We start from the raw sequence: 15,212 nt of genomic DNA, 5'->3' as shown, positions 1-15,212 counted from the left end.
CCCGGGGCGGAGCCCCAATTCCAGCCCCACCGGCGTTTGCGCGGGGTCCGGAGCAGCGCCCCAAATCCAGCCCCGCCGGCGTTTGAGGCGCGGGGTCCGGGGCAGAGCCCCGGCAACGGCGCCGCACCCACGTCCGGACCGGCACCACAGCCCCCGCCCTGCCCAGCACTGACAAGGCCCGGCCCCAGCACACCGCACCGGCCTACTCCCGCCGATACACCGCCGGCCTCTTCTCCGCAAAGGCTCGCGCCCCCTCCTTCGCGTCCGCCGTGTCGAAGACCGGCCACCCGCGGACGAGTTCCGCGGCCAGCCCCTCCGTCTCCGTCATCTCGGCGGTCGCGTAGACGGACGCCTTGACGGCCTCCACGGCGAGCGGCCCGCACGCGTTGATCTGCTCGGCGATCCCGAGGGCCTTGTCCAGCGCCGTCCCGTCGGGCACCACCTGCCCGACCAGGCCGATCCGCGCCGCCTCCCCGGCGGAGTACGGGCGCCCGGTCAGCAGCATCTCCAGCGCGTGCGTGCGCGGGATCTGGCGCGGCAGCCGCACCGTGGAGCCGCCGATCGGGAAGAGCCCCCGCTTGACCTCGAACAGCCCGAAGGTGGCGCCCTCGCCCGCGACCCGGATGTCGGTTCCCTGGAGGATCTCGGTCCCGCCGGCCACGCAGTACCCCTCCACCGCCGCGATCACCGGCTTGCGCGGCCGGTGGTGGCGGAGCATCGCCTTCCAGTGCAGGTCGGGGTCGGACCTCAGCCGGTCCCGGTACTGGTCGCCCGCCATGCCCTTCCCGGCCAGCGCCTTGAGGTCCATGCCGGCGCAGAAGTCCCCGCCCGCACCGGTCAGGACGACCGAGCGGACCGTGTCGTCGGCGTCCGCCTCCAGCCAGCCGTCGTACAGGCCCACCAGCAGCGGCAGCGAGAGCGCGTTCTTCGCCTCTGGCCTGTTCATGGTGAGCACCAGCGTGGCGCCGTGCCGTTCCACGGTCAGGTGTTCTGTCCCACCCATTGCCGTCCTCCCGTCTCAAGACCTAGAACAGGTTGCAGGAGGGGAGAGTGCAGTTCAATAGTTTTCTGACACCCAGTCAGTTTTCTTGGACGGCTCCCTTCCCAGTTCGGTTCGGCGGCGCTCTAATGACCGCCGAGCAGACCAGCCATGGGGCCAGCCATGGGAACTCCCGCGGTCAGGAGGAACGGTGGAGTACAACCTTGCCGATCTGTTCGAGTCGGTCGTGGACGTGGTCCCGGACCGCGAGGCCCTCGTGTACGTGGACCACCCCGGGACCGGCGCCGAGCGCCGCCTGACGTACGCGGAACTGGACGCGGCGGCGAACCGGATCGCGCACCACCTGCTGGACCGCGGGCTGAAGCCCGGTGAGCACCTGGGGCTGCACCTCTACAACGGGATCGAGTACCTGCAGACCGTCCTGGCCTGCCTGAAGGCCCGGCTGGTGCCGGTGAACGTCAACTACCGGTACGTCGAGGAGGAGCTGGTCTACCTCTACAACGACGCCGACCTCGCCGCGCTGGTCTTCGAGGGCGAGTTCACCGAGCGGGTCGCCGCCGCGCTGCCGCAGACGACGAAGCTCCGCCACCTGATCCGGGTCGGCGCGGCCCCGGAGGATGCCCCCGAGCCCTCGCCGGCGCCGGTCGCGTTCGAGGACGCCGAGGCGGCCGGTTCACCCGGCCGCGGCTTCCCGCCCCGCAGCCCCGACGACCTGTTCATCATCTACACCGGCGGCACGACCGGCATGCCCAAGGGCGTCATGTGGCGGGCCGAGGACCTGTTCTTCGCCGGGCTGTTCGGCGGCGAGCCCTCGGGAGAGCCGGTGAAACGGCCCGAGGAGCTGGCCGAGCGGGTCGCGGCGCGCGGGGCCGGTCTCACCTTCTTCCCGGCTCCCCCGCTGATGCACGGCACGTCGACGCTGACCTCGTTCATCGCCTTCAACTACGGCCAGCGGGTCGTCATCCACCGCAAGTACGCGCCCGAGGAGGTGCTCCGCACCATCGAGAAGGAGAAGGTGTCGAGCGTGTCCCTGGTGGGCGACGCGATGCTCAGGCCCCTCATCGACGCACTGAACGGACCGCTCAAGGGGACGGACCTGTCCTCGCTGTTCAGCGTCTCCTCCTCCGGCGCGATCATGTCGGAGACGGTGCGGGCCGAGTTCCAGCGGCTCGTCCCGAACGTGCTGCTCCTGAACAACTTCGGATCGTCGGAGTCCGGATCGAACGGCAGGGCGACGGACGACTCCAGCCCGGAGAAGGGCTTCCGGCTCGAGGTCAACGACCGTACGCAGGTGGTCGACCCGGTGACGCACGAGCCCGTCGCCGTGGGCGAACCCGGGCGTCTGGCGCAGCGCGGCCACGTACCGCTCGGCTACTACAACGACCCGGCCAAGACCGCGGAGACCTTCTTCCAGAAGGGCGCGGAGCGCTGGGTACTGCTGGGGGACATGGCGACCGTCGACGAGGAGGGCATCGTCACGGTCCTCGGCCGCGGTTCGCAGTGCATCAACACGGGCGGCGAGAAGGTGTACCCGGAGGAGGTCGAGCAGGCGCTGAAGTCGCATCCGGACGTGTACGACGCGCTGGTCGCCGGTGTCGCGGACCCCACCTGGGGCAGTCACGTGGCCGCGGTGGTGCAGGTCCGCGCGGGCGCGCCGGCTCCGACGCTGGACGAGATCCAGAGCCACTGCCGCACCCGGCTGGCGGGCTACAAGATCCCCCGGCAGCTGGTGATCGCGCCCGCCATCCAGCGCTCCCCGAGCGGGAAGGCGGACTACCGCTGGGCAAAGACGGTGGCGACGGAGGCGGACACGGCCCGCTGACACCGCGACGGGGCCCGGCCCTCACCGGGCCCCACCGGCCCCACTCGCCTCACCGGCCTCCTAGCGCTGCGGCCGGAAAGGCCGGTGGGCCTTTCCGGGGACACCCCCTAGGCTCCCGTGGCCAGGAAGCGCTCCACCCGGGCCGCGAACCAGGCGGCGTCGTCCAGCCACGGGAAGTGCCCGGCCGCCGGCTGGACCTCGGCCGACCCCTTCGGGAAGAGCACCGCGATCCGGGCCGCGAGGGCCGGCGGCGGGTTGCCGTCCACCTCTCCGGCCAGGACCAGGACCTCGCACGCCACGCGGGCCATGGCCGCCCGGGTGGCGGCCGGGTCGAAGGCGCCCGGGCCCCCGTAGGCCTCGGCAGCCTTCTCGTTCTGCTGCCGCTCGCCCGCCGCGTACGAAGCACGCGCGGCGGCGTCCCAGCGGCCGTAGAACAGCGGCGCGGCCAGGTCCCAGTCCGCGTCCCCGTGGTCGGCGCCGGCGAGGATCCGGGCGTAGGCCGCTATGGCCGCGTCGTACGGCTCGGCGCCCGCCCGCAGCCGGGCCGCCGCCAGCCGCTGTTCGGCCGTGGCGGAGAGGTCGACGGCCTGCGCGTTGGGGGTCACCAGGACGAGCCGCCGCAGCCGCTCGGGGTGCGCCGCCGCGTAGAGCTGGGCAAGGCCGGCCCCGGCGGAGTGGGCGAGGAGGTCCACGCGCTCCAGGCCGAGGTGGACCCGTAGCGCCTCGACGTCGGCGACCTGGTGGTCGACTCGGTACGTGGACTCGTCCGCCGGTACCGCGGAGTCACCGGTACCGCGCAGGTCGAGCAGGACCAGCCGCCGCCCGGCGGACAGTCCGCCGAGGTCGCCCAGGTACTCCGAGGCCCGCATGGCACCGCCGGGGAGGCAGACGAGCGGATCGCCCTGACCCCGGACGTGGTAGGCGAGTGCGGTTCCGTCATGGGTGGTGAAGATCGGCATGGGGCCATGAAATCAGGCGATCACCCGTTCGAGTCATTGATTTACCCGCCGGGGTCCGGCAATCTACCGAATGATCGGTCGGGTAGCCCACGGTGAGGTGACGGCATGACGGCGTACGCGGATCTCCATGACGAAGGCGAGCGGCTGGGCCGCGACGAGCTGGCCGCGCTCCAGCTGACGCGGCTGCGCGCCACCCTGCACCGGGTCTACGAACGGGTGCCGTTCTACCGGCAGGCCTTCGACAAGGCCGGCGTGCACCCCGACGACTGCCGGTCCCTCGCCGATCTCGCCCTCTTCCCCTTCACCACCAAGGCCGATCTGCGCGAGCAGTACCCCTTCGGCATGTTCGCGGTACCGCGCTCCGAGGTGCGCCGCGTGCACGCCTCCAGCGGGACCACCGGGCGACCCACCGTCGTCGGGTACACCGACGGGGACCTCTCCACCTGGGCCGATGTCGTGGCACGGTCCCTGCGCGCCGCGGGCGCCCGCCCGGGCCAGCTCGTCCACATCGCCTACGGCTACGGGCTGTTCACCGGCGGGCTCGGCGCGCACTACGGCGCGGAGCGGCTGGGCTGTACGGTCGTCCCCGCTTCCGGCGGGATGACCGACCGCCAGGTCCGGCTCATCCAGGACTTCCGCCCGGAGGTCATCATGGTGACACCCTCGTACATGCTGACCCTGCTGGACGAGATGGAGCGCCAGGGGCTGGACCCGCGCGCGACCTCGCTGCGGACGGGCGTCTTCGGAGCGGAGCCCTGGACCGAGGAGATGCGCCGGGAGATCGAGGAACGGCTCGGCATCGAGGCGGTGGACATATACGGCCTGTCCGAGGTCATCGGACCGGGCGTGGCACAGGAGTGCGTGGAGACCAAGGACGGCCTGCACATCTGGGAGGACCACTTCTACCCCGAGGTGGTCGATCCGCTGACGGGCGCGGTGCTGCCGGAGGGCGAGCCCGGGGAGCTGGTGTTCACCTCCCTCACCAAGGAGGCCATGCCGGTCGTCCGCTACCGCACCCGGGACCTGACGCGGCTGCTGCCCGGCACCGCCCGCCCGGCCTTCCGCCGGATGGAGAAGGTCACCGGCCGCAGCGACGACATGATCATCCTGCGCGGGGTGAACATGTACCCGACCCAGATCGAGGAGATCCTGCTACGGACGGCCGGTCTGGCCCCGCACTTCCAGCTGCGGCTGACCCGGGAAGGCCGGATGGACGCCCTGACGGTCCGGGTGGAGGCCCGGCGGGACACCGGTTCCGCCCAGCGGGAGGCCGCGGCGGCCGACGTGGTCCGGGCGGTGAAGGAGAGCGTCGGGGTCTCCGTGGGGGTGGAGGTGGTCGACCCCGAGACGCTGGAGCGATCGGTGGGGAAGATCAGACGGCTGGTGGACCTCCGCGACGGGAGCTAGACGAGTAAGTCCGAAGTGGCGTCGTCCGCCCGCAGGGCGTGCCTGGCACCTCCCCGCAGACGCCACTTCGGACTTACTCGTCTAGTAGGGCTCCGCGAACGACTCGAACGCCTCCGGGCGATGGAAACCACCCCTTCGGGCCTACTTGGGGACCGCTGCCGGGAGCCGGGAGGGCCACGCGGGTAGGGCATGAAGCGTGACCTCGACCCTCCGGCGGCTCCACGACCGACTCCAGGGCTCCCCTGCCGGGCTGGCCTGGAGCCGCGGCCGGGAGATGGAGCTGATGCACCGGGCGATGGGCTTCGCCGCCCTCGGGTTCCTCACCCTGGTGCCGCTGCTGGTGGTCGTCGCAGCCGCCGCACCCGGCAGCGGCTCCGGCTTCGGCCGGTGGCTCGGCCAGGCCCTCGGGGTCACGGAGGTCTCGCGCGGCCGGGTCGAGTTGCTGTTCGGCGCGGCCGACCTCGCCCTGGAGCGGACCACCGCCTTCGGACTGGCCGCCCTCGCCGTCTTCGGCCTGACGTTCGGCTCGGCGGTCCAGACCGGCTACGAGAAGGTCTGGGACCTGCCGACCGCCCGCTGGCACACCATGTGGCGGCACGTCATCTGGCTCGCCCTGCTGGTCTGCTACCTCGCCCTGCTCGTCGAGATCCCGGCGCCGGCCGACGACGCCTTCGGCACCGTGCTCGGCACCCTGGGCGACCTCATCGGCACCTGCGTGTTCTTCTGGGGCTCGCAGCGGCTGCTGCTCGGCGGCCGGGTCCGCTGGCGCGCGCTGGTGCCGGGGGCGGTGGCGACCAGCCTCGGCCTGCTGGGGCTGCGGATCTTCTCCCAGCTGGTCTTCTCCCCGCTGATCGCCTCGAACGCCGTCACGTACGGCCCCTTCGGCACCCTCCTCGTCGTCCAGTCCTGGCTGGTAGGCGTCGGTTTCGTGGTCTACGGCGGCGCCCTCGTGGGGCGCCTGCTGCACGAGTACCTCACGCTCAAGCGCCTGCGCGACAGCGGGATCCTGCCCGCCGACGACCCGGGCCCGCACGTTCCCGGCCCCCACGACCCCGGACGGGGCTGAGCGGCCGGACCGCGACCCGGGGCCGCCCGCACCGCCCCAGGGGGCTCCCTCAGTCGGCCGCGCCGGGAGCCCCGGCGAAGCGGTCCCGGAGTTCCCGCTTGAGGATCTTGCCGCTGGCGTTGCGCGGAAGCTCGGTCACGAACAGCACCCGCTTCGGGGCCTTGAAGTGGGCCAGCCTCTCCCGGGCGTACGCCAGCAGTTCCGCCTCCGTCACCTCCCCGCGCGGCACCACCACCGCCGTGACGGCCTCGATCCACCGCTCGTGGGGCAGCCCGATCACCGCCGCCTCGGCCACCCCCGGGTGGCTGTACAGCGCGTCCTCGACCTGCCGCGAGGCGACGAGGACACCGCCCGAGTTGATGACGTCCTTCACCCGGTCGACGACCGTGAAGTACCCCTGCGCGTCCCGCACCGCGAGGTCGCCCGAGCGGAACCAGCCGTCCCGGAAGGCCTCCCGCGTGGCCTCCGGGTCGTCCCAGTAGCCCAGGCACAGCTGCGGAGAGCGGTACACCACCTCGCCCACCGTGCCCGCCGGGACCTCGCCGCCGTGCTCGTCGACGACCTTCGCCTCGACATGGCGTACCGGACGCCCGCAGGAGTCCAGCCTCCCCTCGTGCTCCTTCGGCCCCAGCACCGTGGCCAGCGGACCGATCTCGCTCTGCCCGAAGCAGTTGTAGAAGCCGAGCCCCGGCAGCCGGGCCCGTAGCCGCTCCAGGACCGGGACCGGCATGACCGAGGCACCGTAATACGCCTTGCACAGCACGCCCAGCTCGCGCCGCTCGAAGTCCGGATGGTTGGCCAGGGAGATCCACACCGTGGGCGGGGCGAAGAGGCTGTCCGCCCGGCCCGCTTCCACCAGGTCGAAGATCTCCTCCGCGACGGGCGCGTCCAGGATCGTGTTCTCCGCCCCCACCGCCAGGTACGGCAGCAGGAAGACGTGCATCTGCGCCGAATGGTAGAGCGGCAGCGAGTGCACCGGCCGGTCCCCCTCGGCCAGGTCCAGCGCCTCGATGGCGCTCTCGTACTCGTGGGCCAGCGCCTCGTGCGTCATCATCGCGCCCTTGGGCAGGGCGGTGGTCCCGGAGGTGTAGAGCAGCTGCACCACGGTGTCCGGGGTGCTGCCGCCTTCGTACGGTGTCTGCGGCGCCTGCGGATCGGCCAGGTCCCGCAGCGGCCGGACCGCGTACTCCGCCGGCACCTTGCCGGCCAGATCCGGGTCGGCGAGCACCAGCGAGCTTCCCGAGTTCCGCAGGATGTGTCCGAGGTCCTCACCGGTCAGGTTCTGGTTGACCGGGACGTGGACGAGCCCCGCACGGGCGCAGGCGAGGAAGGCGATCAGGTAGGCGTCGGAGTTGTGCGCGAAGGTGGCGACCCGGTCGCCGGGGGCCAGACCGTAGCCCTCCCTGAGCAGCGCCGCGGCGGTGGAGACCGCCGAGTCGAGCCGGGCGTAGCTCCAGCTCCGTTCCCGGTAGCGGACCGCCGTCCGGTCCGGGGTCCGCTCCGCGCTGTCCCGCACCAGTCCGTCGACCGTGTTCTGCCGCACTGCCTTCATGACGCGAACCTCGTCTCCCTCATGGGACACCAAACGGGATGCTGACAGGTCATCGGATCACCTGCATGAGTGCGGGGCAACCCGAACACCACCGGTTTCGCGAGCAACCACGCCCGACCGCAGGCTACTTGGGACATTTGGGCAGCGGCACCGAGGCGTTCGGGGGGGGGCGGGACCGCCCGGCGGCCCGCTACGGGCTGATGGCGAGGAAGATGAAACCCGCGAACAGCACGAGGTGGACGCCGGCCTGGAGCAGCGTGGCGCGGCCCGGCGCGATGGTGAGGGCGCTGACCACGACCGTGAGGGCGAGCAGCACCATGTGGATCGGGCCGAGGCCGAGGGCGAGGGGGCCGGAGAGCCATACCGAGGCCAGGGCGATGGCGGGAATGGTCAGGCCGATACTGGCGATGGCGGAGCCGTAGGCCAGGTTCAGGCTGGTCTGGACGCGGCCGCGGCGGGCCGCGCGGACGGCGGCCAGGGTCTCGGGCAGCAGCACGAGCAGGGCGATGATCACACCGACGACGGCGTTCGGCAGGCCCGCGTTGGCGACGCCCGTCTCGATGGTCGGGGAGACGGCCTTGGCGTTGCCGACGACGGCGACGAGCGCGACGAGGAGCAGGCCGAGGCTGATCAGCGCGGCGCGGGCGGTCGGCGGCTCGGCGTGGTCGGCGTCCTCGGCATCGGCATCGGCATCGGCCGCGGTGATCGCCGTGGCGGGCGCGGCCGGGGTGGCAGGCATGGCCGGAGTAGCCGGAGTAGAAGCCGCCGGGGTGGCCGGCCGGGCGGATTCCGTGCGGTGGGGCCTGGTGTCCACGGGCAGGAAGTAGTCCCGGTGGCGGACCGTCTGCACGGTGATGAAGAGCCCGTAGAGCGCGAGCGAGGCGACCGCCGCGAAGGTCAGCTGGGCCGTGGAGAACTCGGGGCCGGGCTTGCTGGTGGTGAAGGTCGGCAGGACGAGACTGAGGACGGCCAGCGTGGCGACGGTGGCAAGGGCGGCGCCGGAGCCCTCGGCGTTGAAGACGGCCACGCGGTTGCGCAGGGCGCCGGCGAGCAGGGACATGCCGACGATGCCGTTGCAGGTGATCATGACGGCGGCGAAGACGGTGTCCCGGGCGAGGGAGGAGGCCTTGGCACCCCCGTCGGCCATCAGGGTGACGATGAGAGCCACTTCGATGACGGTGACGGCGACGGCGAGCACCAGGGAACCGAAGGGTTCGCCGACCCGGAGGGCGACGACCTCGGCGTGGTGGACGGCCGCCAGGACCGCGCCCGCGAGGCAGAGCGAGACCAGGGCCACCGCCCATGGGGGCAGATCACGTCCCCAGCTGAAGACGAGCGCGGCCAGGGCCACCACGGGGACCACGACGGTCCAGTCGGTCAGGGGGGATCTGTGCGTAGCCGTACTCATATCAGCCAAGTTGCCAGAACTGTTCCCCGGGTGCGGTGCAAGGCGCGCGTCCAGGCCTTGACGTGGTGGTTCGCACGGGGGCTCCGGGCGCGGCGGCCGCCCGGCCGTCCGCCGGCCGGCCCGGCGGCCGAGTCCGCCTCCCAGGATCGGCCGAAGAACGGCTGGCCCCGGGAGGCCGGTAGCAGATGGAATGCCGGTGTTGCCGCCGATCGGGCGGTATGCGCTGTCGCCTCATCCCCCGGCCGTCCACCGATGCCGGGGCCGACGACCAGGAGACCGCTTTGCGCCGCACATCCGGCTTACGCACCGCCCTCCTCGCCCTGACCGCCGCGCTGGCCGCGGCCGTGACCGCCGCCGCACCGGCCGGAGCCGCTCCGGCCGACGGCTCCGGCTCCGCGGCCCCCGCTGCCGCTCCCGCTTCCGCCGCCTCCGTGGGCCCCGTGGTCGTCTACCTCACCGGCATCGGCGGCGGCCCGCAGAACATCGCGGCGGCCGCGGCCTACGACTCCCTCAACCGGCAGGCGGCCGAGTACGGCTTCAACGGGTCGCAGTGCCGGGTGACCCTGGGGCCCGTCTACCAGTACATCACCGCGAACTACTGGCAGGCCATGATCAAGGCCACCTGCAGCGGCGAACCGGCGGTGAGCACGCCCACCCGCAGCCTCAACCGGCTGATCGGCCCGAACGGCGAGCACATCAGCACCATCTGGAACGTCCCGCCGGGTTACACGGTCGAGGGCAGCCTCGGCCAGCTCTACACGAGCCCGCGTGAGGGCACGGTCCCGCTGTACCACTGCGTCGTCCGCAAGGACAACTTCCTCTCGGCGGACGTCAACTGCGAGGGCCAGACCTACGTGTCCCGGCTCGGCTGGTTCTACCCGGGCCAGCCCTCGGGCGTGGGGAGCATGCCGCTGATGCGGTGCATGGTCGGGAAGCAGCGCGAGTTCTTCGAGTCGAACACCACGAACTGCGAGGGCCAGACCTCCGGCGGCCAGCTGGGCTGGATCTTCACGGGCTGACCCCGGCGCGGACCGGACGAACGGCGTCCCGGCCCGGGCGTCCGCAGGTCCCGGCCCGGGGGCGCCGCAGGTCCCGGCCCGGGCGTCCGCGCCCGGGCCCGGACGTACGGCCGCCCCGTCACAACGCGCGCTCGTGGCCCTCCCAGTAGGGGTCGCGCAGCCGCCGCTTGTACAGCTTGCCGTTGGGGTCGCGCGGCATCGTCTCGATGAAGTCGACCGTCTTGGGCCGCTTGTACCCGGCCAGTTGGCGCTCGCAGTGGTGCAGGATCTCGGCGGCCAGCGCGTCGCCCGCCGCGAATCCCTCGGCCGGTTCGATGACCGCCTTGACCTCCTCGCCCCAGGAGGCGTGCGGGATGCCGAAGGCGGCGGCGTCGGCGACGGCCGGGTGGGTGAGCAGGGCCGACTCGATCTCGGCCGGGTAGATGTTCACCCCGCCCGAGATGATCATGTCGATCTTGCGGTCGCGGAGGAAGAGGTACCCCTCCTCGTCGATCAGCCCCAGGTCGCCGACGGTGAAGAAGTCGCCGATGCGGTTCTTCTTCGTCTTGCCCTCGTCCTTGTGGTAGCTGAACCCGCCGGTGTTCATCTTCAGGTAGACCGTGCCGAGTTCGCCCGGCGGCAGCCGGTTGCCGTCGTCGTCGAAGACGGCCAGCTCGCTGATGGGCCAGGCCCTGCCGACGGTTCCCGGCTTCTTCAGCCAGTCCTCGGCGGTCGCGAAGGCTCCGCCGCCCTCGCTCGCCGCGTAGTACTCCTCCACGCACCGCCCCCACCAGTCGATCATCGCCCGTTTGACGTGGTCGGGGCAGGGCGCGGCGCCGTGGATGGCGTGCCGCATGGAGGAGACGTCGTAGGCGTCCTTCACCTCCTGCGGGAGCGCGAGCAGCCGGTGGAACTGCGTCGGGACCATGTGCGTGTGCGTGCAGGCGTGTTCGTCGATCAGGCGCAGCATCTCCTGCGGGCTCCACTTGTCCATCAGGACCAGGGGGTGCCCGATGTGCAGGGCAGCGCCCGCGAACTGGAGCACGGCCGTGTGGTAGAGCGGCGAGCAGACCAGGTGGACGTTGCCGTCGAAGGGGCGGATGCCGAAGATCCCGAGGAAGCCGCCGAGGTACGTCTCCTCCGGGAGCTTGCCGGGCAGCGGGCGGCGGATGCCGCGGGGGCGGCCGGTGGTGCCGGAGGTGTAGTTCATGACCCAGCCGAGGGTGCGCTCCTCGGGGACCGTCCCGGGCTGCCCCTGGAGGAGTTCCCCGTACGAGCGGAAGCCCGGGACCGCTCCGACGGCGTAGCGGTGGCTCGCGGGCAGGGCCGCCTCGTCGGCCGCGGCGGTGGCGGCCTCGGCGAAGCGCTCGTGGGCGATCAGGACCTTGGCGCCGGAGTCGGAGACGATCCAGGCGATCTCGGGGCCGACGAGGTGGTGGTTGACGGGGACGAGGTAGAAGCCGGCCTGGGAGGCGGCGAGGTAGGCGGTGAGGAACTCGACGCCGTTGGGGAGGACCACGGCGAAGACGTCGCCGCGCCGCAGGCCCGCGGCGCGCAGTCCGTGGACGAGCCGGTTGACGTCGGCGTGCAGCCGTCCCGCGCTCCACTCCTCGCCTTCGGCGGTGATCAGGACGGTGCGGGCCGGGTCGGCGACCGCCTGGGCCCAGAACCCGTTGGGCGGCTGCTGCTGCGGGGTGTTGTCGGTCATCTCCCGGCCTCCTCAGGCTCGTCCGGCGATGCGGTTGATGCGGTCGACGGCCTTCTCGAACCCGCGGGTCAGGTCGTCGAAGACGGCCTGGACGGAGCGTTCGGTGTTCATCCGGCCGACGATCTGGCCGACGGGAGTGCCGAGCAGCGGCTGGACCTCGTACTTCTGGATCCGGGAGACGGCCTCGGCGACGAGGAGCCCCTGGAGCGGCATGGGGAGCGCCCCGGGGCCCTCCGGGTCGTCCCAGGCGTCGGTCCACTCGGTGCGCAGCTGGCGGGCGGGCTTGCCGGTGAGGGCGCGGGAGCGGACGGTGTCGCCGGAGCCCGCGGCGAGCAGTTTCTCGGTCAGGGCGCGGGAGTGGAGGTCGGCCTCGGTGGTGGTGAGCCACAGGGATCCGAGCCAGGCGCCCTGGGCGCCGAGGGCGAGTCCGGCGGCGATCTGCTCGCCGCTGCCGATACCGCCCGCGGCGAGGACCGGGAGGGGGGCGACGGCCTCGACGATCTCGGGGACGAGGACCATGGTGGCGATGTCGCCGGTGTGGCCGCCGGCCTCGTAGCCCTGGGCGACGACGATGTCGATGCCGGCTTCGGCGTGGCGGCGGGCGTGCTTGGCGCTGCCGGCGAGGGCGGCGACGAGGACGTCGTGGTCGTGGGCGCGCCGGATGACATCGGCGGGCGGGGAACCGAGGGCGTTCGCCAGGAGTTTGATGGGGTAGTCGAAGGCGACGTCCAGTTGGTTGCGGGCGACCTGTTCCATCCAGCCCGTGATCCGCCAGCCGGATGCCTCGCCCTCGGCGAGTTCGGGCACGTGGTGTTTGGCGAGGGTGTCGCGGACGAAATCGCGGTGCCCGGCCGGGATCATGGCCTCGATGTCGGCCTCGCTGATGCCGTCGACGGCCTTCTTGGCGGGCATGACGACGTCGAGTCCGTAGGGCTTGCCGTCGGTGTGCTCCTGCATCCAGTCGAGGTCGCGCTTCAGGTCGTCGGGGGCAGTGTAGCGGACCGCGCCGAGTACGCCGAAGCCGCCCGCGCGGGTGATCGCGGCGGCGACCGCGGGGAAGGGTGTGAAGCCGAAGATGGCGTGCTCGACTCCCAGTTTCTTGCTCAGCTCCGTCTCCATGGGCCGCAGGATGCCGCAGCCCGGCATCCGAGGGAAGAGATTTTCTGATGCAGTGTCAGATTCTTTAACGGGCCGATCGGTGCGGGGCCCGCCTCGGGGCGGGCAGATACCCACTAGCGTGCGGCGCAGCCGGCGCCTGTGGCACTGAAACCGGGGCCGCGAACACATCCCGGCCCCGTCGGCGTTTGAGCGCGGGGTCCAGGGCGGAGCCCCGCGAAACGGCGCCGCAGGCAAATCCGGCCCCGCCGGCGTTTGAGGCGCGGGGTCTGGGGCGGAGCCCCGGGAAACGGCGCCGCAGGCCGACTCGGACAGGAACGGGAGGACCGCACATGGCAGCAGGCACGGGGGCCGGCGCGACGGAGAGCGGAGAAGTGGCCGCCACGAGTGGACATGGGCTGAGCCGGCGGCGGCTGGGGGCCCGGCTGCTGGCCCTCGGCGGGGTGCTCGTCCTGCACGCCGCGCTGCCCGGCGCCGCGGGGGCGGCGGGCAGCCCGGCCGAGCGGCGCGCACTCCAGGGGCTACGGCTGCGGTACGGATCCGCGCGCCAGGCCGGACTGCTGGAGCGGCACCTCGAGGAAGCGGCGGACGAGGCACGGCGGTTCCTGGGCCCGTCACCCGAACACCCCCACTACGCCGGGGCCGTGGTCCTCGCCGGCCGCGGCCGCACCGTCGCCCTGCACCGCGCGATGGGCGACGCCGTCCGGTACGCGGACTACGACGGCCGGACCGACCGGGTCCGGGAGTTCCCGGCCGCCGAGCGGATCTCGATGGCCGAGGACACCGTCTTCGACCTGGCCTCGCTGACGAAGCTGTTCACCTCCGTCCTGGCCGTGCAGCAGATGGAACGGGGGCGGCTGGAGCTGGAGGCCCCGGTGCGCCGCTACCTGCCGGAGTTCACGGGCGGCGGGAAGGAGGTCATCACGGTCCGTCAGCTGCTCACGCACACCTCGGGGCTGCGCTCCTGGGCGCCCTTCTACAAGGAGTCCACCCGGGAGGGCCGGCTGAGGCTGCTGTGGTCGGTGCGGCCTCAGGAGACCCCGGGGACGGTGTACCGCTACTCCGACCTCAACCTCATCACGCTGCAACTGCTCTTGGAACAGATCACCGGCCGCACTTTGGATGTCCTGCTCCACGACGAGATCACCGCTCCGCTCGGGATGCACCGCACTCGTTTCAACCCGCCGCTCTCCTGGCGCCGCGTCACCGCCGCCACCGAGGTGCAGCGCCCGCCCTGGTCCGGCCTGGACCGCGGGCTGGTGTGGGGAGAGGTCCACGACGAGAACGCGTATGCGCTGGGCGGCGTCGCGGGCCACGCCGGGATCTTCGGCACCGCCTGGGACCTGGCCGTCCTCGCCCGCACCCTGCTCGACGGCGGGGCCTACGCGGGCAGGCGCATCCTGCGCCCCGCCTCCGTGGAACTGCTCTTCACCGACTACAACACCTCCTTCCCCGGTGACGACCACGGTCTCGGCTTCGAGCTCTACCAGCACTGGTACATGGGCGCCATGGCCACCCCGCACTCCGCCGGCCACACCGGTTTCACCGGGACCTCCCTGGTCCTCGACCCCTCCACGGACTCCTTCCTCGTCCTGCTCGGCAACTCCGTCCACCCCGTGCGCACCTGGCGGGCCGGCAGCGCCCCGCGGGTCGCCGTGGGCAACCGCTTCGCCCGCGCCGTCCCGGTCCGCACCCGGCACGGCGGCCCGGCCTGGTTCTCCGGGATGACGCCCGGCGGCTCGGGCACCATCACCCTGCCGCCGGTGACCCCGGCCACCGGCGCCGCCCGGCTGCGGTGCGCGGTGTGGTGGGACACCGTTCCGGGCGAGGGGGCCTTCCACCTGGAGGTCTCCGCCGACGGCGAGAGCTGGGAGCCGCTGCCGTTCCGCACGGTACGGTCCACCGGCGGGGCCCCCGAGGAGTGGCCGCTGGGCAAGGCCGGAGGCTGGTCCGGCCGCATCTGGCACCGCCTCGAAGCCCCGCTCACCGCCACCTGGGCGGGCCGCGAGGTGCGGCTGCGCTTCCGGCACACCGCGACCGGCCGCTACGTGGGCCGCGGGGTCTACGTGGACGTCGTACGCGTGGCGGAGCCGGTGGCCCTGCTCTTCGCGGAGGACCGCCCGGCCGACGCCGCCCGCATCCAGGCCGACGGCTGGAGCAGGTCCTCGGACTAACC

At 72.4% G+C, this 15,212-nt stretch carries 11 protein-coding genes; 5 read left to right on the top strand and 6 right to left on the bottom strand.

Annotation, left to right across the window (positions count from 1 at the left end; translation table 11 throughout):
• Nucleotides 1–202: 202 nt before the first annotated feature.
• Nucleotides 203–1,003 carry a crotonase/enoyl-CoA hydratase family protein gene (locus tag OG447_RS21765; protein ID WP_266938525.1) on the bottom strand — a complete coding sequence of 267 codons (801 nt, stop codon included), beginning with the start codon at nucleotides 1,001–1,003 and terminating at the stop codon, nucleotides 203–205.
• Nucleotides 1,004–1,190: 187 nt separating this feature from the next.
• On the opposite strand from OG447_RS21765, the gene OG447_RS21760 reads away from it, so the two are divergent.
• Nucleotides 1,191–2,822 carry an acyl-CoA synthetase gene (locus tag OG447_RS21760; protein ID WP_266938524.1) on the top strand — a complete coding sequence of 544 codons (1,632 nt, stop codon included), beginning with the start codon at nucleotides 1,191–1,193 and terminating at the stop codon, nucleotides 2,820–2,822.
• Between the two features lie 107 nt (nucleotides 2,823–2,929).
• On the opposite strand, the gene OG447_RS21755 is transcribed toward OG447_RS21760, so the two are convergent.
• Nucleotides 2,930–3,781: an alpha/beta fold hydrolase gene (locus OG447_RS21755; protein WP_266938523.1), complete on the bottom strand. Its 852-nt coding sequence runs from the start codon at nucleotides 3,779–3,781 to the stop codon at nucleotides 2,930–2,932.
• Nucleotides 3,782–3,886: 105 nt separating this feature from the next.
• On the opposite strand from OG447_RS21755, the gene paaK reads away from it, so the two are divergent.
• Nucleotides 3,887–5,188, top strand: coding sequence for a phenylacetate--CoA ligase PaaK (gene paaK / locus OG447_RS21750; RefSeq protein ID WP_266938521.1), 1,302 nt, complete (start codon nucleotides 3,887–3,889; stop codon nucleotides 5,186–5,188).
• Nucleotides 5,189–5,384: 196 nt separating this feature from the next.
• Nucleotides 5,385–6,254, top strand: a complete 870-nt coding sequence (locus tag OG447_RS21745) for a YhjD/YihY/BrkB family envelope integrity protein (RefSeq protein ID WP_266938520.1) — start codon at nucleotides 5,385–5,387, stop codon at nucleotides 6,252–6,254.
• 49 nt (nucleotides 6,255–6,303) lie between these two features.
• Here OG447_RS21745 and OG447_RS21740 read toward each other — a convergent pair whose 3' ends face one another.
• Nucleotides 6,304–7,806 (bottom strand): fatty acyl-CoA synthetase, encoded by a 1,503-nt coding sequence (locus OG447_RS21740; protein ID WP_266938519.1) that lies wholly within the window; start codon nucleotides 7,804–7,806, stop codon nucleotides 6,304–6,306.
• Nucleotides 7,807–7,996: 190 nt separating this feature from the next.
• Nucleotides 7,997–9,214, bottom strand: a complete 1,218-nt coding sequence (locus OG447_RS21735) for a calcium:proton antiporter (RefSeq protein ID WP_266938518.1) — start codon at nucleotides 9,212–9,214, stop codon at nucleotides 7,997–7,999.
• Between the two features lie 281 nt (nucleotides 9,215–9,495).
• On the opposite strand from OG447_RS21735, the gene OG447_RS21730 reads away from it, so the two are divergent.
• The gene (locus tag OG447_RS21730) at nucleotides 9,496–10,233 is read left to right on the top strand and encodes a hypothetical protein (protein ID WP_266938516.1); all 738 of its coding nucleotides are present in this window, start codon (nucleotides 9,496–9,498) and stop codon (nucleotides 10,231–10,233) included.
• A 118-nt stretch (nucleotides 10,234–10,351) separates the two neighbouring features.
• Here OG447_RS21730 and OG447_RS21725 read toward each other — a convergent pair whose 3' ends face one another.
• Together OG447_RS21725 and OG447_RS21720 are read right to left on the bottom strand one after the other, a co-directional pair.
• Complete coding sequence (locus OG447_RS21725; RefSeq protein ID WP_266938515.1) at nucleotides 10,352–11,920, bottom strand: acyl-CoA synthetase; 1,569 nt, start codon at nucleotides 11,918–11,920, stop codon at nucleotides 10,352–10,354.
• A gap of 12 nt (nucleotides 11,921–11,932) precedes the next feature.
• Complete coding sequence (locus tag OG447_RS21720) at nucleotides 11,933–13,039, bottom strand: nitronate monooxygenase family protein (protein WP_266938514.1); 1,107 nt, start codon at nucleotides 13,037–13,039, stop codon at nucleotides 11,933–11,935.
• Between the two features lie 329 nt (nucleotides 13,040–13,368).
• On the opposite strand from OG447_RS21720, the gene OG447_RS21715 reads away from it, so the two are divergent.
• Entirely contained in the window at nucleotides 13,369–15,210 is a 1,842-nt protein-coding gene (locus OG447_RS21715) for a serine hydrolase domain-containing protein (protein WP_266938513.1), read from the top strand.
• Nucleotides 15,211–15,212 lie beyond the last annotated feature (2 nt).

This window comes from Streptomyces sp. NBC_01408 (genome assembly GCF_026340255.1).
Taxonomy (GTDB): Bacteria; Actinomycetota; Actinomycetes; order Streptomycetales; family Streptomycetaceae; genus Streptomyces.
The sequence above is the reverse complement of the archived record's forward strand: the minus strand, read 5'-3'. Positions and strand labels throughout refer to the sequence as shown.

What these genes read in the sequence shown, in the direction of transcription:
- OG447_RS21740 (WP_266938519.1), bottom strand. Translation starts at nt 7,806, where the DNA reads ATGAAGGCAGTGCGGCAGAACACGGTCGACGGACTGGTGCGGGACAGC.
- OG447_RS21720 (WP_266938514.1), bottom strand. Translation starts at nt 13,039, where the DNA reads ATGGAGACGGAGCTGAGCAAGAAACTGGGAGTCGAGCACGCCATCTTC.
- OG447_RS21735 (WP_266938518.1), bottom strand. Translation starts at nt 9,214, where the DNA reads ATGAGTACGGCTACGCACAGATCCCCCCTGACCGACTGGACCGTCGTG.
- OG447_RS21725 (WP_266938515.1), bottom strand. Translation starts at nt 11,920, where the DNA reads ATGACCGACAACACCCCGCAGCAGCAGCCGCCCAACGGGTTCTGGGCC.
- OG447_RS21755 (WP_266938523.1), bottom strand. Translation starts at nt 3,781, where the DNA reads ATGCCGATCTTCACCACCCATGACGGAACCGCACTCGCCTACCACGTC.
- OG447_RS21765 (WP_266938525.1), bottom strand. Translation starts at nt 1,003, where the DNA reads ATGGGTGGGACAGAACACCTGACCGTGGAACGGCACGGCGCCACGCTG.
- paaK (WP_266938521.1), top strand. Translation starts at nt 3,887, where the DNA reads ATGACGGCGTACGCGGATCTCCATGACGAAGGCGAGCGGCTGGGCCGC.
- OG447_RS21715 (WP_266938513.1), top strand. Translation starts at nt 13,369, where the DNA reads ATGGCAGCAGGCACGGGGGCCGGCGCGACGGAGAGCGGAGAAGTGGCC.